The following is a 21,300-nucleotide window of genomic DNA, read 5'->3' as shown; positions in this document are numbered from 1 at the left end:
CGGGGCTAACCCGGGGGTACCCCTAGGGGAAGAGCCCTCCTGGAGGAGGAGCGCGGACCAGGTCCGTACGTGCCAGGATGGGATCAAGTCGCACAAAGGGGGCCCCTCATGACGTTCGACCAGATCGCCTGGCTGCCGCTCTGCGCGGGCCTGACCGCCGCCGGGGTGGCGCTGGCCTACCTCGCCTTCCGCCGCCGCGGCGTCTCGGCCGGGCTGCGGGCGACCGCCTGGGCGCTGCTGCCGCTGGCCGCCTACCTGACCGGCGCGCTGAAGACCATCTGGAACATCGGCGCCGCGCTGGTGAGCTTCGCCACCGGGCTGGTGTTCTCGCCCGCCGTGTGGTCCGGGGTGGGTCTCGCGGGGATCTCGGTGCTGCTGTTCTTCGTGAGCGGCGGGATGCGCGGCCGTACTCTCGCGAGGTTCCGGGCGATGGGCCGGAAGGCCTCGCCGGAGGCGCCGACGCGCCCGCTGCCGACCGCGAAGAACGGCAAGAAGGACAAGCCGGAAGCCCCGAAGCCTGTCGAGCGCGCGACCGCCAAGCCCGCCAAGCCAACCGAGGACTTCTCCGACATCGAGGACATCCTCAAGAAGCACGGCATCAGCTGAGTCCGGCTCGCGAAATCTCGGATGATGGGATGTGTTGGTTACTCGTCAGTGACATGTCACGGTTCCGAGACGCAACCGGAACCGGCCTCTGACATTCTTGACAAGATCGATACGAATGCATTGCGCGTCAATCACGGTTGGGCCACATAGCGCCTACTAGGTCTTGTTTACCCAGTTCAGCACATAGATTCTGCCTCCGGGGACCCGCTCACAACGCGGACCCGCAAGAAATGGGAGCGACGTCAACGGGCGCAGCCCATATGGACGACGTCGTCTGGAACCCAGGGGGCCTAACGCATGACCGCACCGCTTGATGTCTCCGGTGAGGAGACGAAGGCGACGCCGGAGGCTGTCGTCACCGGCTTGGGGGGACCCAAGGCGATCCAGGGCCGGTCACTCGGGCAAATCGCGTGGATGCGCCTCAAGAAGGACAAGATCGCCCTCACCGGCGCCGGTGTCGTGATCTTCCTGGTCCTGGTCGCGATCTTCGCCCCGCTCATCGTCGGCTGGTTCGGCCACCCGCCGAACGAGTTCCACGAGGAAATGATCGACACGATGACGATGCGGCCCAAGGGCGGCACCGGCATCAGCGGCGAGTTCCTGTTCGGCGTCGAGCCGCAGAAGGGCCGGGACCTGTTCAGCCGGGTCGTCTACGGCGCCCGCATCTCCCTGCTCATCGCCTTCTTCGCCACCATGCTCTCGGTCCTCATCGGCACCGTGATGGGCGTCGTGGCCGGCTACTTCGGCGGCTGGGTGGACGCCGTCATCAGCCGCCTGATGGACATCTTCCTGGCCTTCCCGATCCTGGTCTTCGCGCTCGCCCTGGTGGGCGTGCTCGGCCAGTTCGAGACCCAGCTCGGCGTCCAGGGCGACACCCTGCGCATCCTGCTGCTGATCTTCGTGATCGGCTTCTTCAACTGGGGCTACATCGCCCGGATCATCCGCGGCCAGACGCTGTCCCTGCGGGAGCGCGAGTTCGTGGACGCGGCCAGGAGCCTGGGCGCGCGCGGGCCGTACATCCTGTTCAAGGAGATCCTGCCGAACCTGATCGCGCCGATCCTGATCTACTCGACCCTGCTGGTCCCGGCCAACGTGCTGTTCGAGGCGGCGCTGTCCTTCCTCGGCGTCGGCATCCAGCCGCCCACCGCGACCTGGGGCGCCATGCTCTCGGCCGCCACCAAGTACTACACCGTGCCGCACTTCATGATCTTCCCCGGTATGGCGATCTTCATCACCGTGCTGGCCTTCAACCTGTTCGGTGACGGCCTGCGCGACGCGCTCGACCCCAAGTCGAACCGCTGAGCCTCCCTGAGTTCCACCCCGGTTCCCCCAGCTCCTACCAACAAGGGGATTAAATGAAGAAGAGAACACTGGCCGTCGCGGCCTCGGGCGCGGCGTTGGCCCTGGCCTTGTCGGCCTGCGGCGGGGGTGACACCACCTCGGAGCCGAGCGGTTCCGCCGCCGCTCCCGCCTCGTCCGGCGCCGCGGGCCCGGCCGGCTTCAACGCCGGTCTGGACAACGTGACGAACCCGTCCGACAAGAAGGGTGGCGTGCTGAAGATGGCCGTCACCGAGGACTGGGACTCCGTGGACCCCGGTGACACCTACTACGGCATGTCGTGGAACCTGCTCCGGATCTACGGCCGCCCGCTGGTGACCTACAACCCCGCGCCGGGCGCGAAGGGCCGCGAGCTGGTCCCCGACCTGGCCGAGAGCCTGGGCGTGGCCAGCGACGGCAGCAAGACCTGGACCTACAAGCTGCGGGCCGGGCTGAAGTACGAGGACGGCACGGCGATCACGTCCAAGGACGTCAAGTACGCCGTGCTCCGCCAGCTTGACAAGACCACCTACGTCAACGGGCCGACGTACTTCAACGACTGGCTGGACCTGCCGAAGGACTTCGTGTCGGTCTACAAGACGCCGGACGTCAACACCGACTCGGCCATCGAGACGCCGGACGACCAGACGGTCGTCTTCCACCTCAACAAGCCGTACGCCGGTTTCGACAACTTCGCGGCGCTGCCGGCCACCGTGCCGATCCCGCAGGCCAAGGACACCGGCATCAAGTACCGCGACCACGTGCTCGCGTCCGGGCCGTACAAGTTCGACAAGGTCGAGCCGGGCAAGCAGTACACGCTGATCCGCAACGACCAGTGGGACCAGGCGACCGACCCGATCCGCAAGGCGCTCCCGGACTCCTACGAGATCACGCTGGGCGTGCAGGGCGACGACCTGGACAACCGGATCATCTCCGGCGACCTGCACATTGACGTCGCGGGCTCCGGCGTGCAGCCGGCCGCCATCGCGAGCGTGCAGCAGGATCCCGAGCTGAACGCCCGCGCCGACAACCCGGTCACGGCGCGCACCTGGTACATCTCGCTCAACCCCGACGTGGCGCCGTTCGACAACATCGAGTGCCGCAAGGCCGTGCTCTTCGCGGCCGACCGGGTGAGCCTGCAGACCGCCTACGGCGGCCAGCTGGCCGGTGAGATCGCCACCTCCCTGCTGCCCGCGGGCATCGGCGGCTGGGCGAAGATCGACACCTACCCGACCGACACCGGCGACGAGGCCAAGGCCAAGGCGGCGCTGACGGCCTGTGGCCAGCCGAACGGCTTCGAGGCCACGATGACCTTCCGGGCGGACCGTCCGAAGGAGCAGGCGGCGGCCGAGTCGCTGCAGCAGTCGCTCGCCAAGGTCGGCATCAAGCTGACCCTGAAGGGCTTCCCGACCTCCGAGTACTTCCCCGCCTACGCCGGCAAGCCCTCCTACATGAAGGAGAACAAGATCGGCCTGGCCACCAACGGCTGGGGCGCGGACTGGAACGACGGCTTCGGCTTCCTGTCGCAGATCATCGACAGCCGGACCATCCGCGAGGCGGGCAACTACAACCTCGGCGTCAAGGACCCGGCCGTGGACGCACTGGTCGACCAGGCGTTCGCCGAGCTGGACACCGCCAAGCGTGACGCCCTCTGGGGTCAGGCGGACGCGAAGGTCATGGAGGGCGCCTACGTCCTCCCGGCCGTCTACGCCAAGGGCCTGCTCCTCCGCGGCAAGGGTGTGACGAACCAGTTCATCACCGGCGCCTTCGACATGTACGACTACCTGGCGCTCGGCGTCGAGTAGTAAGCCGCAGGCGGCGTAAGAGGGCCGGCCCCGACCGGGCCGGCCCTCGGCAGCCGAGGGGGGACAGTGGTCACTTACATCATCCGGCGCCTCGTCGGCGCCCTGGTCATGCTGGCCGTGGTCAGCATGGTCACCTTCTCGATCTTCTTCGTGGTGCCCAGGCTGGCCGGCGTCACGGCCACCGACTTCGCCAACAGGTACGTCGGGCGGGCCGCCACCCAGGAGACCGTCGTCGAGGTCACGAAGAAGCTCGGTCTCGACGACCCGGTGGTCGTCCAGTACGGCCGTTGGGTGAAGGGCATCTTCGTCGGCGCGGAGTTCGACTACGGCGCGGGTGTCGAGCACTGCCCGGCGCCCTGCTTCGGCTACTCCTTCGTCACGAAGAAGCCGGTCTGGCCGGAGTTGCTCGACCGGCTGCCGGTGACCCTGTCCCTGGCCGCGGGCGCCTCGGTCATCTGGCTGCTGGCCGGTGTCTCGGTGGGCGTGCTGTCGGCGCTGAAACGCGGGTCGGTCTTCGACCGGGGCGCGATGATGATCGCCCTGTCGGGCGTGTCGCTGCCGCCGTTCTTCACCGGCCTGATCGCGCTGTCGCTGTTCAGCTACGGCCTGCGAATAACCGCGCCCGGCGGGGCGTACGTGCCATTGACCGAGAATCCGGTGGAATGGGCGTACAGCCTGATCCTGCCCTGGCTCACCCTGGCCTTCCTCAACGCGGCCGCCTACGCCCGGCTCACCCGGGCGGGCATGCTGGAGACGATGGGGGAGGACTACATCCGCACCGCGCGGGCCAAGGGCCTGCGCGAGTCCAAGGTCATCGCCAAGCACGGCCTGCGCGCCGCGCTCACCCCGATCGTCACCATCTTCGGCCTGGACGTCGGCATCCTGCTCGGCGGCGCGATCCTCACCGAGAACGTCTTCTCGCTGCCCGGCCTCGGCAAGTACGCCACCGGCGCGATCTCCACCCAGGACCTGCCGAAGATCATGGGCTTCACCATGCTGGCCGCCTTCTTCATCGTGATGGCCAACCTCGTCGTCGACCTGCTGTACGCCGTCGTGGACCCGAGGGTGAGGCTGTCATGACCGAGCACTTCCTGGACGTCAAGAACCTCCAGATCCACTTCCCGACCGACGACGGCCTGGTCAGGTCCGTCGACGGGCTCTCCTTCCAGCTGGAGCGGGGCAAGACGCTCGGCATCGTGGGCGAGTCAGGCTCCGGCAAGAGCGTCACCTCGCTCGGCATCCTCGGCCTGCACAAGGGCGGCCGGGCGAAGATCTCCGGCGAGATCTGGCTGGACGGCGAGGAACTCGTCAGCGCCGGCGCCGAGCACGTGCGGAAGCTGCGCGGCAAGAAGATGGCGATGATCTTCCAGGATCCGCTGTCCGCCATGCACCCGTACTACACGGTCGGCGACCAGATCATCGAGGCCTACCGGATCCACCACAAGGTGGCCAAGAAGGTGGCCAGGAAGCACGCCGTCGACCTGCTGGGCCGGGTCGGCATCCCGCAGCCGGACAAGCGCGTGGACAGCTACCCGCACGAGTTCTCCGGCGGCATGCGGCAGCGCGCGATGATCGCGATGGCGCTCTCCTGCGACCCCACGCTGCTCATCGCCGACGAGCCCACCACCGCCCTGGACGTCACCGTGCAGGCCCAGATCCTGGACCTGATGCGGGACCTGCAGCGCGACTTCGACGCCGCGCTCATCATCATCACCCACGACCTGGGCGTGGTCGCCGAACTCGCCGACGACATCCTGGTCATGTACGGCGGCAAGGCCATCGAGTACGGCACCGCCGAGGACATCTTCGAACGGCCGGAGCACCCCTACACCTGGGGTTTGCTGGGCTCCATGCCCCGCCTGGACCGCGAGCCCACCGAACGGCTGCTGCCGATCAAGGGCTCGCCGCCGTCGCTCATCAACGTGCCCGCCGGGTGCGCCTTCCACCCGCGCTGCGTCTTCGAGGGCCGCACCGGCGGGAAGGCCAACACCGAGGTGCCCGAGCTGGCCGAGACCGAGGGCGGTCACCTGGTCCGGTGCCACCTGCCGCGCGAGGAGCGGCGCGCCATCTGGGCGAACGAGATCAAGCCGAACCTGGAGTCCGCATGACCGATCCGCTGCTCTCCGTGCAAGGGCTGGAGAAGCACTTCCCGGTCACCAAGGGCCTCTTCCAGCGGCAGGTCGGCGCGGTCAAGGCCGTGGACGGCGTCAGCTTCGACGTGTTCAAGGGCGAGACCCTCGGCGTGGTCGGCGAGTCCGGCTGCGGCAAGACCACGACCGGGCGGCTGATCACCCGGCTGATCGAGCCGTCCGGCGGGAAGGTCGTCTTCGAGGGCCACGACATCACCCACATGTCGCAGGGCAAGATCCGCCCGCTCCGCCGCGACATGCAGATGATCTTCCAGGACCCGTACAGCTCGCTCAACCCCCGGCACACGGTGGGCGCGATCGTCGGGGCCCCCTTCCGGATCCAGGGGGTCAAGACCGAGCACGGCGTCAAGAAGGCCGTCCAGGACATCCTCGCCCTGGTCGGGCTCAACCCCGAGCACTACAACCGCTACCCGCACGAGTTCTCCGGCGGCCAGCGGCAGCGCATCGGGATCGCCCGCACCCTCGCCCTCAAGCCGAAGCTGATCATCGCCGACGAGCCGGTCTCCGCGCTCGACGTGTCCATCCAGGCCCAGGTGGTCAACCTGCTGGAGGACCTGCAGAGCGAGCTCGACCTCACCTACGTGGTGATCGCGCACGACCTGTCGGTGGTCCGGCACATCAGCGACCGGGTCGCGGTCATGTACCTGGGCAAGATCGTCGAACTGGCCGACCGCAAGGACCTGTACGAGTCGCCGATGCACCCGTACACGACCGCGCTGCTCTCGGCCGTCCCCATCCCCGACCCCAAGCGGCGCGCCGGCCGGGAGCGGATCCGCCTCCAGGGCGACGTGCCGTCCCCGCTCAACCCGCCCCCGGCCTGCCGCTTCCACACCCGCTGCTGGAAGGTTCAGGAGATCTGCAAGATCGAGGAGCCCCCGCTGCTCCAGCTGGCCCCCGGTCACCAGGTCGCCTGTCACTTCCCGGAGAACACCCCGGCCGCCCCGGACGCCATGCCCGCGGCCGCCGCCCAGACCTGACGCCTCCCGCCCGGCGCGGTCCCGCTCAGCCTGAGCGGGACCGCGCCCCGCTGTCCGGCTAGGGGAGCGCGCCCGGGGTGATCAGCCCGGTCTCGTACGCGAGGACGACCGCCTGCACCCGATCCCGCAGCGCCAGCTTCGTCAGCACATTTCCGACATGCGTCTTCACCGTGGTCTCGCTCACCACCAGCTCGCGGGCGATCTCCGCGTTCGACAGGCCCTTCGCGATCAGCCGGAGCACCTCCAGCTCGCGCTCGGTCAGCCGGTCCAGCCGGGCCGGCGTCGACTGCTGGTGCGCGGTCGGCAGATGGGAGGCGAACCGGTCCAGCAGCCGCCGGGTCACGCTCGGGGCCACGATCGCGTCCCCGGCCGCCACCACCCGGATGGCCTGCAGCAGCTCGTCCGGCGGCACGTCCTTCAGCAGGAAGCCGCTGGCGCCCGCCCGCAGCGCCTCCACGATGTACTCGTCCAGGTCGAAGGTGGTCAGCACCAGCACCCGGGGCACGTGCGCGCTCGGCGCCGCGTCCCTGACGATGCGGCGGGTCGCCTCGATGCCGTCCATGCCCGGCATCCGGATGTCCATCAGCACCACGTCCGGCAGCAGCGCGCGGGCCTGGTCCATCGCGGTGGAACCGTTCCCGGCCTCGCCGACCACGGTCACGTCCTGCTCCGCCTCCAGAATGAAGCGGAACCCCGTGCGCAGCAGCGGCTGGTCGTCCACCAGCAGCACCCTGATCGTCATTGTCTGTCCTTGAGGGGGAACCGGGCGCGGACCTCGAACCCGCCCCCCTGGCGCGGGCCTATCCGCAGGACTCCACCATAAAGGGCGACACGCTCCTTGATGCCCACCAAGCCGTGCCCCTTGCCGGGTTCCCGCCCGGCCGGCCGCTGTTCGGCGCGGTCGAAGCCGCGGCCGTCGTCCTCGATGTGCACGGAGAGCTCGCTCGGCTGCTGCCGCACCGTCACCCAGGCCCTGGCCGCGGGGCCCGCGTGCCTGAGGCTGTTGGTGAGCGCCTCCTGGACCAGGCGGTAGGCGGCCAGGTCGATGCCGGGCGGCAGGCTCGCCTGCTCGCCCTCCAGCCACAGCTGGGTGCGCAGCCCCGCCTCCCGCATCTGCTCGATCAGGACGGGCAGGTCGTGCACGCCGGGCTGCGGGCCGCGCTCGGCCGGGCCGTCGGTGCGCAGCACGCCGACGATGTCGCGCATCTCCGCCATCGCGGTCCGGCCCATCTGCTCGATCGCCAGCAGCGCGTCCTCGGCCACCCGCAGGTCCTTGTCCAGCATCTTGCGGGCCGCCGCCGCCTGCACGGTCATCACGCTGACATGGTGGGCGACCACGTCGTGCAGCTCCCTGGCGATCCTGGACCGCTCCTCGGCGCGCGCCGCCCGGGTGTCGGCCTCCCTGGCCCGCTCCAGCCGGTCGGCCCGGTCCACCAGCTCGTTCAGGTACGCCCGGCGCAGCCGCACGCTCCGCCCGATCACCCAGCTGAGCGCGATCACGGCCACCACCACGACGTGGTCGGCCCAGCTCAGCCGCTCGTAGTGGAGCACCACCGTGATCAGGTAGCTGACCATGGTGAACATCGCGCCGACCACGCTCAGCGCGAGCCCGCGGTAGGCGGCCACCGTGTACAGCAGGATCAGCGCCCCCACGCCGCCGAACCCCGAGTTGAAGTGGAACAGGTCGAGCACGAACTGCGGCGCGGCCAGCGCCACCAGCAGCACGAACGGCCAGCGCCGCCGCAGCGCCACCGCCATCGTCATCAGCCCCGCCAGCAGCACGCTGCCCGCGTTCGGATCCCGCATCGCGACCTGGGGGACGCCCTGCCACTGCGCGACCAGCTCGGCGTCGGCGACCTGGATGAAAACGGTCGACGCCACCGTCAGCACCACCGCGAGTGCTGAGTCCCCGATCAGGGGGAAGGCTTGGAGCCTGGACCGCAAACTGCTACGCACCCAATAAATTTAGGCCGCCCCTGACCCCTCCTGCCTCATCCCCACGAATGATGCGCGGCCTCAATCCGATCAGAGTTCGTCGGTGGCCGCCCGCTTCGCCAGCCGGCGGGACGGCCGGTGCTCCCGGTCCGGGACCGGCGGCGGCGTGCCGCCGAACTCCGGGCAGATGGCCTGGTGGTCGCACCAGTCGCAGAGCCGGGAGCGGCGGGCCCGCCACTCGCGGGTGCGCGCGGACCGGTCGATGGCCTCCCAGAGGGCCTGGACCTTCCGCTCGGTCGCCAGCAGGTCGGCCTCGTCCGGCAGGTAGCGCAGCACCTCGCCGTTGCCCAGGTACATCAGCTGCAGCATGCGCGGCACGCTGCCCTGCTGCCGCCACAGCACCAGCGCGTAGAACTTCATCTGGAACAGCGCCTTGGCCTCGAAGTCGGGCCCCGGGGCGCTGCCGGTCTTGTAGTCGACCACCCGCACCTCGCCGGTGGGCGCCACGTCCAGCCGGTCGATGTAGCCGCGCAGCATCAGCCCGCTGTCCAGCACGGCCTCGACATACATCTCCCGCTCGGCCGGCTCCAGCCGCCGCGGATCCTCCAGCGTGAAATACCGCCCGAGCATCTCGCGCGCCTGGCCGAGCCAGAGGTCCCTGGCTTCGTCGTCGGCGAACAGCCCCCCGTATTCCGGCTCCTCCGACAGCAGCCGCCGCCACTGCGGTTCGAGCAGCTCGCCCGCCGCCGCGACGGTCCGGCCCGCCGCGGGCAGGTCGTAGAGCCGCTCCAGCACGGCGTGCACCAGCGTGCCCCGCACCGCAGCCGGCGAGGGCTTCTCCGGCAGCTGATCGATCACCCTGAACCGGTAGAGCAGCGGGCATGTCATGAAATCGCCGGCGCGAGAGGGGGAAAGCGCCCCGATGATCGCGCGCTCCTCGGTCAGGGTCATGCCCAGACTGTAGGCCACCCGACCGACAGAACCCCGTCCAGGGGCGGAGACCTTGATCCGCGCGCCCGGTCAGGCCGGTTCTGTCCCAGCTGTCGGGCGCGAAGTCAAGATTCCCGGGCGCCGCACCCGGGCCCGCGGCGCGTAGGATCGACGCCAAGGAAGGGGAACACCACCACTATGAGCACACCATCCCCGGGGCTGCGCATGGGGCGGCCGTTCGGCATCCCGGTGTACGTGTCGCCGACGTGGCTGATCGTCGCCGCGTTCATCACGATCAGCTTCAAGCCACAGGTGGCCGACCGCCTGCCGGACTTCTCCGACCTCGCGCAGTACGGCATCGCCCTGATGTTCGCCGTCCTGCTCTACGTGTCGGTGCTCCTGCACGAGCTGGCCCACTGCGTGGTCGCCAAGGCGTACGGGCTGCCGGTCAAGCAGATCACGCTCTACCTGCTCGGCGGCGTCTCCGAGATCGAGAAGGAGCCGGACACCCCCGGCAAGGAGTTCCTGGTCTCCTTCGCCGGGCCGATGGCCTCGCTCGGCCTGGCCGGGATCTTCTTCCTGGCCGACCGGGTGATGGACCCCAACTCGGTGCCCGGCGTGCTGGTCCTGATGCTGTGGTTCTCGAACCTGATCGTCGGCATCTTCAACCTGCTGCCCGGCCTGCCGCTGGACGGCGGCCGGATGCTCAGGGCGGGCGTCTGGAAGGTCACCAGCAGCCCCAACTCCGGCACGGTCGCCGCCGCCTGGGTGGGCCGGGCGGTGGCCGTGGCGCTGGTGCTGTCGCAGCTGCTGCTGCCGCTGATGTCCGGGCAGGAGCCGGACTTCACCACGGTGCTCTGGTCGATGGTGCTGGCCTCCTTCATCTGGATCGGCGCCTCCCAGTCGCTGCGGGTGGCCAAGGTGCGCGCCCGGCTGCCCCAGGTCCGGGCCAGGGCGCTGGCCCGCCGGGCGCTGCCGGTGACCGCCGAGGTGCCGCTCGCCGAGGCGCTGCGCCGGGCCAGAGAGGGCGGCGCGGGCGCGATCGTGGTGGTCGACCACGAGGGGCGGCCGACCGCGATCGTGAACGAGGCCGCCGTCAACGCCACCCCCGAGCAGCGCCGCCCGTGGGTCACGGCGGGCGCGGTCGCGCGTAGTCTGGAACCGGCTCATGTGCTGGGCGCGGACCTGGAGGGCGAGCCGCTGATCGACGCCATGCGCGGCAACCCGGCGGGGGAGTACCTGCTGGTCGAGCGGGGCGGCGAGATCTACGGCGTGCTGGTCACCGCCGACGTCAACAAGGTCTTCACCGGCGTGTGAGCGCGGGTGGGGACGGGCTGGCGACCTGGGCGGCGCGACCGGATGCCGAACCCATTTGTCCCACTCGTCTAACCGGCGTTCCGCCACTAGTGTTCTGGTCAGCTGATCAGGAGTGTTCTATTTGCCACGTTTGAGGACTGGTCGACGCGGCGTGATATCGGCGCCGCCGGTCAGGTGGCGCGCGCGGGGAGGGAGAGGTCTGTGACCGATCAGGGCGCGGGGGTTGTCCGTCCGCTTCCGGGTGACGGCGTGGTGGCCCACTTCAATGGGTTGCTGCTGGTCTGCGATCCCGCGGGTCCGGTGGTGGAGGAGTTGCTCGACGCCCTGCGGGAGACCGCGGGCACCGGTGGCGACGGCCGGGTGCTGGCCCGCCGGGTGGCCCAGGTGCTGGCCCGGTCCATGAACGGGGAGCCGATCGCCTGCGCGGTGGCCGGCTCCGCCGGTGGCGGGGTGGCGGTGCTGGTCTGCGGGGCGGCCACGGCGGCCGTGGTCGGCGGCCCGGACGGCGACGTGACGCTGTCCGGCCAGGATTCGCTGACGTGGACCGACCGGCTGGTGAACGGCCCGGTGACGAAGGTTGAGCTGCGCCTGCCGGGGTCAGGGGCGTCCAGCCCGTACTCGCGGCTGGACGGCGGTGTGGTGGCGGGCGCGGGTGTGGAGATCGACTTCACCTCGCCTGGGCAGACCGTGCACCGCCCGGTGCCGGTCGGGCCGACGCCCGGCCATCCCTATCCGCAGCATCCGGGGCCGCAGCATTCGGGGCCGCAGCCCGGTTCGTCGCAGTCGATTCTGCCGCAGGACCCGATCGCGCCCCGTGAGCCCGTCGTGCCGCCGTACGTGCCCGCCGGGGGACCGTCGGGACCGCCGATGCCGCCCCCGATGCCGCCTCCCATGCCGCCGCCGATGCCTCCCGGTCCGCCGCCGATGCCGCCGGGCCCGCCCCCGATGCCCCAGGGTCCGCCGCCCATGCCTCCCGGTCCGCCGCCGGGGCAGCCGGGGCCGCCGCTCGGGCATCCGTCCGGGCCGCAGCAGCCACCCCCGCCGCCGCAGATGCCGCATCCGATGCCGGGCAACAACCCGCCGCCGCCCCCGCCGATGCCGACAGGACCGCAGCCCTCCCCGCTGGACGACCCGATGCCGGTCGCGACCCGGGACGAGAGCTACCGGCAGGCCAACGGGCACCAGCACGAGGTCGGGTCGGCCACCAGGACCGGCGACGTGAGCGAGAGCACCCAGCTGGACGCCAAGCCGGAGCGCGAGTCCGGGCCGATGGTGCACGGGGTGGACTGCAAGAACGACCACTTCAACGATCCCCGGGTGCCGTACTGCGCGGTGTGCGGGGTGCCGCTGGTGCAGAGCACGCTGGTGCCGTACAAGGGGAGCAGGCCCGCGCTCGGGGTGCTGCTGCTGGACGACGGGCTGGCGTTGCGGCTGGATTCGGACTACATCCTGGGCCGCGACCCGGAGCGGGCCTCGGAGGTGCAGGCCGGGCAGGCCCGGCCGGCCCGGGTGACCAGCCCGGACGGCTCGGTGTCCCGGCGGCACCTGCGGGTGGCCCTGGAGGGCTGGGACGTGACCCTGGTCGACCTGGGCTCGGTCAACGGCACCCAGATCCAGCCTCCCGGCGACCCGAACTACTACGACATCCCGCCGAACGAGCCGGTTCCCATCGTCCCGGGCACGACCGTCCGGATCGGCGTCTCCAGGACGATGCGCTTCGACGGCCACCGCGAAGCCTGATCACCCGGCCAGGCGGTCGATCTCGGCGCGCATCACCCGCTCCATCCGGCCGGAGCCGTCCGGATAGAGGAGGCGGTGGACGCTGAGGCCGTCGACGAGGGCGAGCAGGCGTTCCGTGATGTCGTCCAGGCTCTCCTGGACGCGGATCTCGCCGGTGTCCCTGGCCGACTGGAGCAGGCTGCGGACCAGGCGGCGGAGATCGGCCGCCTCCTCGCGCTGCATTCGGAGCAGCGCGGGGGAGGAGATGCAGCGCGCCCAGAAGCCGATCTCCAGGCCGGTCTCCTGGACGCGCTCCTCATCCAGGGGCAGATTGTCCAGCAGCACCTCGCGCAGGGCCGCCAGCCCGGTACGGCCGGCCAGCTTGGCGGTCAGCCGGGCGGTGATCCGGCGGTGCGAGGACTGCAGGGCCGACAGCAGGATGTCGTCCTTGTCGGTGAAGTAGTGGGTGAGGACGCCGTTGGAGTACCCGGCCTCCTTGGCGATGGCGCGGGTGGTGGCCGCCTCGATGCCGTCGCGCAGGATGATGCGCCGGGCGGCCGCCACGACCTCCTGGCGGCGCTCCTCGTGGTTCACGATCTTTGGCACGATTCCCCCGATCAAACCGGCTGTTGACGTTTTAGTCGGACGCCCGTCTATTATCCAGGGTATGACCGTCGTCACCCTGGGCGTCCATATCGTGGACGTGCTGGCGCGCCCGGTGGAATCCATCCCGGCCGGCCAGGACACGCATCTGGTGGAGCAGGTCCGGATCACGGCCGCCGGGGCCGCCGCGGGCACGGCGGTCGATCTCGCCAGGCTCGGCGTCCCCGTCGCCTCCGCGGGAGCGGTCGGCGACGACGAACTCGGCGACTTCCTTCTCATGATTATGGCCAGACACGGCGTGGATGTGTCGGGTGTGGTGCGAAAGTCCGGCGAACAGACCGCCGCGTCGATCCTGCCGATCCGTCCCGACGGCGGCCGCCCGTCCTTCCACGTCCCCGGCGCCAACCTCGGCTTCGCCCTGGCCGACATCGACCCGGCCCAGGTACTGGGCGCGAAGGTGGTCCACCTGGGCGGCATGGACGCCAGCTGGGGCCTGCACGACCCCGCCTTCTTCGCGTTACTCGACCAGGCGCGCGCGGGTGGCACGATCGTCACCATGGACCTGCTGTCCAACATGCCGGAGCTGATGCCGGCCGCGAAGGTCTTCCTCCCGCACCTCGACTACTTCCTCCCCAACGAGGAACAGGCCCTCATGATCACCGGCGCCGCCACCGCCGAGGAGGCGGCCGCGGCGCTCCTCGCCGAGGGCCTGACCGGCGCCCTGATCACCCTGGGCGCGGCCGGCAGCCTGGTCGCCACCGGCGCGGGCGCCACCCACGTCCCCGCCCTCGACGTCCTGGTCGTCGACACCACCGGCTGCGGCGACGCCTACTGCGCCGGCTTCATCGCCGGCCTCCTGGACGGCCGCACCCCGGTCGCCGCCGCCGAGCTCGGCACCGCCGTCGCCGCCCGCGTCGCCGGCGGCCTCGGCTCCGACGCCGGCCTCGAAAACGCCCACGAACTGCTGTCCCACTAGGAGAGGATCTTCATGTCGGTTGACGCTGAGCTGCGGGCGCGGGCCGCCAAGGTCATTCCCGGCGGCATGTACGGGCACCTCAACGCGGCGCTGCACGGCGAGAGGTATCCCCAGTTCTTCGCGCGCGCGCAGGGCGCGCGGCAGTGGGACGTGGACGGCCGGGAGTACATCGACCTGATGTGCAGCTGGGGGCCGATGATCGTGGGGCACCGGAATCCGGTCGTGGAGGCCGCCGCCGCGGCGCAGCAGGCGCGGGGCGACTGCCTGAACGGGCCGGGGCCGATCATGGTGGAGCTGGCCGAGCTGCTGGTGGAGACGATTCCGGCGGCTGACTGGGCGATGTTCTCGAAGAACGGCACCGACGCGACCACGCAGGCGCTGATGGTGGCGCGGGCGGCCACCGGCCGTACCAGGGTGCTGGTGGCGCACGGCGCCTACCACGGGGCCGATCCGTGGTGCACGCCTGGACTGTCGGGGGTGACGCCCAACCAGCGGGCCGACAACGTGGAGTTCGCGTACAACGATCTGGCCAGCGCCGAGGCCGCCGCCGCGGCGGGGGACGTGGCCGCGATCCTGGTCACCCCGTTCAAGCACGACTCCTTCGAGGACCAGGAGTTCGCCGAGGCCGAGTTCGCCAGGGGCGTGCGCGCGCTGGCCGACCGGATCGGGGCCGCGCTGGTGATCGACGAGGTGCGGGCCGGGTGGCGGCTGGACCTGCGCGGGTCCTGGGAGGGGTTCGGCGTCCGGCCGGACCTGTCGGCCTGGAGCAAGGCGATGGCCAACGGGCACCCTGTCGCGGCCGTGACGGGCGTGGAGGCGTTGCGCGGCCCGGCCCAGACTCTGTACTCGACCGGCTCGTTCTGGTTCTCCGCGAGCGCCATGGCCGCCGCCAAGGCCACTCTGGAGCTCCTCAGGGACACCGGCGGCGTCGCTCTGATGGAACGCGCGGGAGAGCGCCTCCGGGCGGGGCTGGCGGCCCAGGCGTCGGCGCACGGCTTCGTGGTCAACCAGACCGGGCCCGCGCAGATCCCGTGGCTGTCCTTCGCGGGCGACGAGACCCTCGCCCAGGGGATCGCCTGGGCGGGCCACTGCCTGGCCGAGGGCGTCTATCTGCACCCGTGGCACAACTGGTTCCTGTCCACGGCGCACACCGACGACGAGATCGACCGGGCGCTGCTCCGCACCGACGCCGCGTTCGGCAAGCTCAGGACGGAGTTCGGCGCAGCCTGACCCAGCGCAGGTCGTCCAGCCGGGTGCCGTCCGGGCCGGGCAGCAGCTCCTTGGCCAGGCCCTCCCGGGTGAAACCGGCCCGCTCCAGCACGCGGTGCGACGCGGTGTTCGTCGGAGTCGTCCCGGCGATCACGCGGTGGATCCGGGTGCTGGCGAAGGTCCAATCCACCAGCAGGCGGACCGCGCGGGTCACGTAGCCGCGCCCTCGGTATTCGGGTAGCAGGCTGTAGCCGGTCATCGCCTCGCCGAGCGGGGGGATCACGTTCGAGAGTTGAACGTCGCCCACGAAGACGCCCGTGGCGGCGTCCCTGATCGCGATCTCGGCCTGTTCCGCCGCCAGCCAGCGATAACCCGCGTTGCGGCAGCGCAGCGCCGTGTCGGCGTACTCAGGGCGGCCGGGGGGCACGTGGTGGGCCATGACCTCGGGGTCGCCCATCATCCGGTGATACTCGTCGACGTCGGCGGGCCCGAGCCGTACCAGTCGGACCACGCCGTCGGTGAGCTCCCCGCCGGGAAAGTCCGGCAGATAGGGCAGGATCGGCTCGCCGGAGTCGGTCGCCAGCCGGGCGAAGGCCACCAGATCGCAGCGCGAGCCGTCCCGATGGGTCCCGGCCCCGCGCCGGACGCCCTCCCGGATGTACCCGGCGGCCATCGCCACCTTCTGGGAGCCGAGGTTCTCGATGTCGGCCAGCAGGTCCATCCGCGCTGCGCCGAGAGCGAAACGCCAGTCCGTGATCGCCCGCACGGCCGCGGTGGCGACGCCCTTGCCGCGGGCCCACGGCGCGACCCAGTAGCCGACCTCCACGTTGCCGAACCGGTCCGGCGGCTTCACCCCGACCACGCCCTGCGGCTCGCCGGTGGCCGGGTCGGCCATCACGAAGTCGCCGCCGCCGGCCGCCCAGCTCTCCGCGGCCGCCCTGTTCTTCCAGTACAGGGCGTCCGCCCGGGTGTACGGCACCGGGACGGGCGGGATGAACCGGGCGATCTCCGGATCGGCGCAGGCGCGGGTGATGGCGTCCAGGTCGGCGTCCACGGGCGGGCGGAGGTCGACCGGGCCGGCGTGGATGGTTTCACGGGGGAGCATGACCCCCTTGCTACCAGGGCCTGGGCCATTCGGCGAGTCGATTTAGAGCCTCCATGGGCGGTTTGTACGCAGGAGCCGTACCAGTCGAACGCAGATAGCCTTGCGCTCATGGGTTTTCGCAGGCACGGCCCGTTCCAGGCCGGGGATCAGGTTCAGCTCACCGACCCCAAGAACAAGCGGCACACGCTGACGCTCAAGGAGGACGGGGTCTTCCACACGCACAAGGGATGGATCCCGCATACCGACCTGATCGGGCAGCCTGAGGGTTCGGTGGTCCGCTCCTCGGGCGGCACCCAGTACCTGGCGTTCCGCCACCTGCTCCAGGACTACACCCTGTCCATGCCGCGCGGCGCGGCCGTGATCTATCCTAAGGACTGCGGGCAGATCGTCGCCATGGCCGACATCTTCCCCGGCGCGAAGGTGGTCGAGGCCGGGGTCGGCTCCGGCGCGCTCAGCTGCTTCCTGCTCCGCGCGGTGGGCGCGGAGGGCACCCTGACGTCGTACGAGCGGCGCGCCGACTTCGCCGAGGTCGCCACCAGGAACGTGGAGAAGTTCTACGGCGGCGAGATGAAGCAGTGGCGCCTGGTCGTCGGCGACTTCGTCGAGGCGCTGGACGAGACCGACGTGGACCGGATCATCCTGGACATGCTCGCGCCCTGGGAGTGCGTCGACGCGTCCGCCAAGGCCCTCACCCCGGGTGGTGTTATCTGCTGTTATGTCGCCACAACGACGCAGTTGTCCAAGACCGTGGAGACCATCAGGGAGCACGGGAGTTTCACCGAGCCTCACGCGTGGGAGACCTTGGTTCGCGACTGGCATGTCGAAGGGCTCGCGGTCCGGCCCGATCATCGGATGGTCGGCCACACCGGGTTCCTCGTCACCGCCCGCCGCATGGCGGACGGTGTCACAGCGCCGCCGCGACGCAGGCGCCCGTCCAAGGGCGCGTACGGGGAGGGAACCGAAGGTCAGTGACGATTTAGCGGCGAACGGGCAAAGAGGCGTGACATGGGGAACAAACCCTGTGTTCCATGTGCTCAGGCTTATAAACCGTCCCAAAAGGCACCAATCACCAAGCACTCAACGTAACGAGACGAACACCAGTCGGCTACGTTTTTTAGAGCCGTCAGATTGGTAGTGACTTGAGTAGTCTTTCCTCGAATGGAAGGAGGTGACGGGCGTGGCAGCTCGCGATGACGCTGAGGCTCGGGCCGCGCAGCGCGAACGGGAGGTCACTGACCTCACAACTCAGGTCTCCTTCCTTCAGGAGGAGATCACCGCGCTGCGTCGTAAACTCGCCGAGTCCCCCCGGCAGGCCAGGGTTCTCGAAGAACGGCTTCACGACGTGCAGGCCCAGGTGGCCGCCCTCACCAGCCAGAACGAACGCCTGGTCTCCACCCTCAAGGAGGCCAGGGACCAGATAGTGGCCCTCAAGGAGGAGGTCGACCGGCTGGCCCAGCCGCCGTCCGGCTTCGGCGTGTTCCTTGAGGCCAGGGAAGACGGCACGATCGAGGTGTTCACCGGCGGGCGCAAGCTACGGGTGAACGTCAGCCCCGCCGTGGACGTCGACTCGCTCAAGCGTGGCCAGGAGGTCATGCTCAACGAGGCGCTCAACGTGGTCGAGGCCCTGGGCTTCGAGGACGTCGGCGAGATCGTCATGCTCAAGGAGCTTCTTGAGGACGGTCAGCGCGCCCTGGTGATCTCGCACGCCGACGAGGAGCGCGTGGTCAAACTGGCCGAATCGCTGCTGGATCAGCCGATCAGGTCGGGCGACTCGCTGCTACTCGAACCGCGTTCGGGTTACGTCTACGAGCGGATCCCGAAGTCCGAGGTGGAGGAACTGGTCCTCGAAGAGGTCCCCGACATCTCCTACGACGAGATCGGCGGTCTGCGCGGGCAGATCGAGCAGATCAGGGACGCGATCGAGTTGCCCTACCTGCACGCCGACCTGTTCAGGGAGCACAAGCTCCGTCCGCCGAAGGGCGTGCTGCTGTACGGCCCGCCCGGCTGCGGCAAGACGCTCATCGCCAAGGCAGTCGCCAACTCCCTGGCCAAGCAGGTCGCGGAGAAGACCGGCCAGTCCGGCAAGAGCTTCTTCCTCAACATCAAGGGCCCCGAACTTCTCAACAAGTACGTCGGCGAGACCGAGCGGCACATCCGCCTGGTCTTCCAGCGGGCTCGGGAGAAGGCCTCCGAGGGCACCCCGGTGATCGTGTTCTTCGACGAGATGGACTCGATCTTCCGGACCCGTGGTTCCGGCGTCTCATCCGACGTCGAGAACACCATCGTGCCCCAGCTGCTGTCGGAGATCGACGGCGTCGAGGGCCTGGAGAACGTCATCGTCATCGGCGCCTCCAACCGCGAGGACATGATCGACCCGGCGATCCTGCGGCCCGGCCGCCTGGACGTCAAGATCAAGATCGAGCGGCCGGACGCCGAGGCGGCGAAGGACATCTTCTCGAAGTACCTCATCTCGGAGCTCCCGCTGCACGGCGAGGATCTCGCCGAGCACGGCGGCAGCCGGGAGGGCACCATCGCGGAGATGATCCAGCGCGTGGTCGAGCGTATGTACACCGAGATCGAGGAGAACCGCTTCCTTGAGGTGACCTACGCCAACGGAGACAAGGAAGTCCTGTACTTCAAGGACTTCAACTCCGGCGCCATGATCCAGAACATCGTGGACCGGGGCAAGAAGATGGCGATCAAGCAGTTCCTGGAGACCGGGCAGAAGGGCCTGCGCATCCAGCACCTGATGGCCGCGTGTGTCGACGAGTTCCGTGAGAACGAGGACTTGCCGAACACCACGAACCCGGACGACTGGGCTCGCATCTCGGGCAAGAAGGGCGAACGGATCGTCTACATCCGCACGCTGGTGCAGGGCAAGCAGGGCACCGAAGCCGGCCGCTCGATCGACACGGTCGCGAACACGGGCCAGTACCTGTAACGGGACTACCAAGGCGGCGCGCACCCTCGGGGGCGCGCCGCCTTCGCGCGTGCCAGGACCACATACGGCCTGATCACGAGGGGCAGTGGATCTGTCTGTCCCGCACCCGGACACCTAGAGTCATCGAGGCCTCACGAATGGAGAAATCGATGGCTTTATCCAGGTCAAGTATCAGATGGCCACTGCTGGCCGTCCTGGCGGTGGCGGCGGCCGGGCCGATGAGCCCGGCGGACGCGGCGCCCGTGGCCCGCACCGTCATGGGCTGGGGAGAGAACCTCAACGGAGAGGCCGGACCTGGCCCCTCCATCGTCAACCCGCCGGTCGTCACGGCCGGCGGCATGACCTTCACCGACATCGCCACGGGCGCGAACCACACGGTCGCGCTGGCGGCCGACGGGACGGTGTGGACGTGGGGTAAGAACGCGTTCGGCCAGCTCGGCGACGACACGGAGACCTCGCGCGCCACCCCCGCCCAAGTCGCGGGCGTGACCGGGGTCGTGGACGTGGCGGCCGGCATCCACAGCAGTTACGCGGTCCGCGCCGACGGGCGCGCCTGGTCCTGGGGCGTCAACGAGAACGGCGAGCTCGGCCAGGGCGACGCCGGCGGCTCCCGGTCCACCCCGGCGCTGCTGGCCGGGACGCAGGCGCTGACCCGGATCGAGGCGGGCGCCAACCACGCCCTCGCCCTGGACGCGAACGGCAACGTCTACGCCTGGGGGACGAACAGCCGGGGCGAGGCGGGCCAGGGCCAGGTCAGCGAGGTCGTGGACCGGCCCAGCCGGGTGGTCTCGCTGACCAACGTCGAGCAGCTCTCGGCCGGACGTTACCGCAGCACGGCGCTCAAGTTCGACGGCAGCGTCTACCAGTGGGGCCTGATCTCCAACGGACCGGCCCCCCAGACCAGGCCCGCTCCGATCGCCGTGTCCGGCCCCGACAACGTCACGGCCGTCGCCGACGGCGAGAGGTTCACCCTGGCGCTGTACTCCGACGGTTCGTTCCGGGGCTGGGGCCTGAACTTCGCCGGGGAACTCGGCCCGGGAGCCCCGAAACGGCAGGCCAGCACCCTGCTGATCAAGGAGGGCGTCGTGCAGATCGGCGCGGGCTATAGGAACGCCTACGCCGTCCTCGACGACGGGAGCGTGCGCGCGCTCGGCGCCAACGGCGACGGGCAGCTCGGCGACGGCACCGAGGCGGCCGAGTCGGACACTCCGGTCCGGGTGGCCGGGGTGTCCAACGCCGTCCGGGTCGTGTCGGGACCGCTTTCGAGTCACGCGATGGTGCTCCGCGCGCCCCAGCCGATCCCCGCCTACCGGCTCTCCCTGCTGTCCGGCTCCGGCGTGATGCGGCTCAACAACACGGTCACCGCCACCGTCACCACCCAGGCCGTCAACGGCCACAACCAGCCGATCACGCTGGCCGCGATCGGCGTGCCCACCGGGGTGACGGCGACGTTCAATCCGCCCGCCGTGCTCGCCGGCGGCACCTCGGTCATGACCCTGACCAGGCAGCCAGGCCCCCGCGAGGGCCTCTGGGAGATCACCGTCGTGGGCACGGGCGCGGGGCCGGGCCCCGAGGCGTTCTACGAGCTCGAAATGGTGCTCCCGGTCCCGCCGCGAGGCCGGTAGCCCCTCGGCCTCTCGGCTCGCGCCCCCCGGCCGGGCCGAGAGGTTCACCGCATTTCCCGGCCCGCTTCGGTGGCCCGCAGCGCAC

18 protein-coding genes are annotated in these 21,300 nt (G+C 70.1%); 13 read left to right on the top strand and 5 right to left on the bottom strand.

Annotated features, from left to right (window positions below):
• The first annotated feature begins 108 nt into the window (after window positions 1–108).
• The 6 genes from Acor_RS30335 (at window position 109) to Acor_RS30310 (ending at window position 6,855) form a co-directional block, all read left to right on the top strand.
• Window positions 109–606 carry a cellulose synthase gene (locus Acor_RS30335; protein ID WP_155340190.1) on the top strand — a complete coding sequence of 166 codons (498 nt, stop codon included), beginning with the start codon at window positions 109–111 and terminating at the stop codon, window positions 604–606.
• Between the two features lie 297 nt (window positions 607–903).
• The gene (locus Acor_RS30330) at window positions 904–1,908 is read left to right on the top strand and encodes an ABC transporter permease (protein ID WP_155340189.1); all 1,005 of its coding nucleotides are present in this window, start codon (window positions 904–906) and stop codon (window positions 1,906–1,908) included.
• Between the two features lie 53 nt (window positions 1,909–1,961).
• Window positions 1,962–3,728: an ABC transporter substrate-binding protein gene (locus tag Acor_RS30325; RefSeq protein ID WP_155340188.1), complete on the top strand. Its 1,767-nt coding sequence runs from the start codon at window positions 1,962–1,964 to the stop codon at window positions 3,726–3,728.
• A 66-nt stretch (window positions 3,729–3,794) separates the two neighbouring features.
• The gene (locus Acor_RS30320) at window positions 3,795–4,808 is read left to right on the top strand and encodes an ABC transporter permease (RefSeq protein ID WP_155340187.1); all 1,014 of its coding nucleotides are present in this window, start codon (window positions 3,795–3,797) and stop codon (window positions 4,806–4,808) included.
• On the top strand, window positions 4,805–5,836 hold the full coding sequence (locus Acor_RS30315) for an ABC transporter ATP-binding protein (protein WP_155340186.1): 1,032 nt from the start codon (window positions 4,805–4,807) through the stop codon (window positions 5,834–5,836). The genes Acor_RS30320 and Acor_RS30315 overlap by 4 nt, the downstream gene beginning before the upstream one ends.
• Window positions 5,833–6,855 carry an ABC transporter ATP-binding protein gene (locus Acor_RS30310; protein WP_155340185.1) on the top strand — a complete coding sequence of 341 codons (1,023 nt, stop codon included), beginning with the start codon at window positions 5,833–5,835 and terminating at the stop codon, window positions 6,853–6,855. The genes Acor_RS30315 and Acor_RS30310 overlap by 4 nt, the downstream gene beginning before the upstream one ends.
• A 58-nt stretch (window positions 6,856–6,913) precedes the next feature.
• On the opposite strand, the gene Acor_RS30305 is transcribed toward Acor_RS30310, so the two are convergent.
• The 3 genes from Acor_RS30305 to Acor_RS30295 form a co-directional block, all read right to left on the bottom strand.
• Complete coding sequence (locus Acor_RS30305; protein ID WP_155340184.1) at window positions 6,914–7,597, bottom strand: response regulator; 684 nt, start codon at window positions 7,595–7,597, stop codon at window positions 6,914–6,916.
• Complete coding sequence (locus Acor_RS30300) at window positions 7,594–8,811, bottom strand: sensor histidine kinase (RefSeq protein ID WP_155340183.1); 1,218 nt, start codon at window positions 8,809–8,811, stop codon at window positions 7,594–7,596. Before Acor_RS30300 ends, Acor_RS30305 begins: the two co-directional genes overlap by 4 nt.
• Before the next feature lie 69 nt (window positions 8,812–8,880).
• Window positions 8,881–9,741, bottom strand: coding sequence for a RecB family exonuclease (locus Acor_RS30295; protein WP_155340182.1), 861 nt, complete (start codon window positions 9,739–9,741; stop codon window positions 8,881–8,883).
• Between the two features lie 177 nt (window positions 9,742–9,918).
• Between Acor_RS30295 and Acor_RS30290 the strand changes: the two genes are divergently transcribed.
• Window positions 9,919–11,037 carry a site-2 protease family protein gene (locus Acor_RS30290; RefSeq protein ID WP_246239334.1) on the top strand — a complete coding sequence of 373 codons (1,119 nt, stop codon included), beginning with the start codon at window positions 9,919–9,921 and terminating at the stop codon, window positions 11,035–11,037.
• A gap of 201 nt (window positions 11,038–11,238) precedes the next feature.
• Window positions 11,239–12,777: an FHA domain-containing protein gene (locus tag Acor_RS30285; protein ID WP_155340181.1), complete on the top strand. Its 1,539-nt coding sequence runs from the start codon at window positions 11,239–11,241 to the stop codon at window positions 12,775–12,777.
• On the opposite strand, the gene Acor_RS30280 is transcribed toward Acor_RS30285, so the two are convergent.
• Window positions 12,778–13,362, bottom strand: a complete 585-nt coding sequence (locus Acor_RS30280) for a TetR/AcrR family transcriptional regulator (protein ID WP_155340180.1) — start codon at window positions 13,360–13,362, stop codon at window positions 12,778–12,780. It lies immediately after the preceding gene.
• A 61-nt stretch (window positions 13,363–13,423) separates the two neighbouring features.
• Here Acor_RS30280 and Acor_RS30275 point away from each other — a divergent pair, with 61 nt between their 5' ends.
• Complete coding sequence (locus Acor_RS30275) at window positions 13,424–14,335, top strand: carbohydrate kinase family protein (protein ID WP_155340179.1); 912 nt, start codon at window positions 13,424–13,426, stop codon at window positions 14,333–14,335.
• Window positions 14,336–14,347: 12 nt separating this feature from the next.
• A complete protein-coding gene (locus tag Acor_RS30270) occupies window positions 14,348–15,565 on the top strand; it encodes an aminotransferase class III-fold pyridoxal phosphate-dependent enzyme (protein ID WP_155340178.1) in 1,218 nt (405 codons plus the stop codon).
• On the opposite strand, the gene Acor_RS30265 is transcribed toward Acor_RS30270, so the two are convergent.
• Complete coding sequence (locus Acor_RS30265) at window positions 15,540–16,649, bottom strand: GNAT family N-acetyltransferase (RefSeq protein WP_155340177.1); 1,110 nt, start codon at window positions 16,647–16,649, stop codon at window positions 15,540–15,542. The genes Acor_RS30270 and Acor_RS30265 overlap by 26 nt on opposite strands.
• A gap of 108 nt (window positions 16,650–16,757) precedes the next feature.
• Between Acor_RS30265 and Acor_RS30260 the strand changes: the two genes are divergently transcribed.
• The 3 genes from Acor_RS30260 to Acor_RS30250 all read left to right on the top strand — a co-directional run bounded on the left by Acor_RS30260 (window position 16,758) and on the right by Acor_RS30250 (window position 21,215).
• Window positions 16,758–17,621 carry a tRNA (adenine-N1)-methyltransferase gene (locus Acor_RS30260; protein ID WP_155340176.1) on the top strand — a complete coding sequence of 288 codons (864 nt, stop codon included), beginning with the start codon at window positions 16,758–16,760 and terminating at the stop codon, window positions 17,619–17,621.
• A 196-nt stretch (window positions 17,622–17,817) separates the two neighbouring features.
• The gene (gene arc, locus Acor_RS30255) at window positions 17,818–19,590 is read left to right on the top strand and encodes a proteasome ATPase (RefSeq protein ID WP_218034574.1); all 1,773 of its coding nucleotides are present in this window, start codon (window positions 17,818–17,820) and stop codon (window positions 19,588–19,590) included.
• A 149-nt stretch (window positions 19,591–19,739) separates the two neighbouring features.
• Window positions 19,740–21,215: an RCC1 domain-containing protein gene (locus Acor_RS30250; protein WP_155340174.1), complete on the top strand. Its 1,476-nt coding sequence runs from the start codon at window positions 19,740–19,742 to the stop codon at window positions 21,213–21,215.
• Window positions 21,216–21,300 lie beyond the last annotated feature (85 nt).

The sequence above is a fragment of the Acrocarpospora corrugata genome (assembly GCF_009687845.1).
GTDB lineage: Bacteria > Actinomycetota > Actinomycetes > Streptosporangiales > Streptosporangiaceae > Acrocarpospora > Acrocarpospora corrugata.
This window is presented reverse-complemented; position numbering and strand designations above follow the sequence as displayed.

Excerpts from the sequence above, each read along its gene's own strand:
- Acor_RS30335 (WP_155340190.1), top strand. The coding sequence starts at position 109 with ATGACGTTCGACCAGATCGCCTGGCTGCCGCTCTGCGCGGGCCTGACC.
- Acor_RS30330 (WP_155340189.1), top strand. The coding sequence starts at position 904 with ATGACCGCACCGCTTGATGTCTCCGGTGAGGAGACGAAGGCGACGCCG.
- Acor_RS30325 (WP_155340188.1), top strand. The coding sequence starts at position 1,962 with ATGAAGAAGAGAACACTGGCCGTCGCGGCCTCGGGCGCGGCGTTGGCC.
- Acor_RS30315 (WP_155340186.1), top strand. The coding sequence starts at position 4,805 with ATGACCGAGCACTTCCTGGACGTCAAGAACCTCCAGATCCACTTCCCG.
- Acor_RS30310 (WP_155340185.1), top strand. The coding sequence starts at position 5,833 with ATGACCGATCCGCTGCTCTCCGTGCAAGGGCTGGAGAAGCACTTCCCG.
- Acor_RS30305 (WP_155340184.1), bottom strand. The coding sequence starts at position 7,597 with ATGACGATCAGGGTGCTGCTGGTGGACGACCAGCCGCTGCTGCGCACG.
- Acor_RS30295 (WP_155340182.1), bottom strand. The coding sequence starts at position 9,741 with ATGACCCTGACCGAGGAGCGCGCGATCATCGGGGCGCTTTCCCCCTCT.
- Acor_RS30290 (WP_246239334.1), top strand. The coding sequence starts at position 9,919 with ATGAGCACACCATCCCCGGGGCTGCGCATGGGGCGGCCGTTCGGCATC.
- Acor_RS30275 (WP_155340179.1), top strand. The coding sequence starts at position 13,424 with ATGACCGTCGTCACCCTGGGCGTCCATATCGTGGACGTGCTGGCGCGC.
- Acor_RS30270 (WP_155340178.1), top strand. The coding sequence starts at position 14,348 with ATGTCGGTTGACGCTGAGCTGCGGGCGCGGGCCGCCAAGGTCATTCCC.
- Acor_RS30265 (WP_155340177.1), bottom strand. The coding sequence starts at position 16,649 with ATGCTCCCCCGTGAAACCATCCACGCCGGCCCGGTCGACCTCCGCCCG.
- Acor_RS30260 (WP_155340176.1), top strand. The coding sequence starts at position 16,758 with ATGGGTTTTCGCAGGCACGGCCCGTTCCAGGCCGGGGATCAGGTTCAG.
- Acor_RS30250 (WP_155340174.1), top strand. The coding sequence starts at position 19,740 with ATGGCTTTATCCAGGTCAAGTATCAGATGGCCACTGCTGGCCGTCCTG.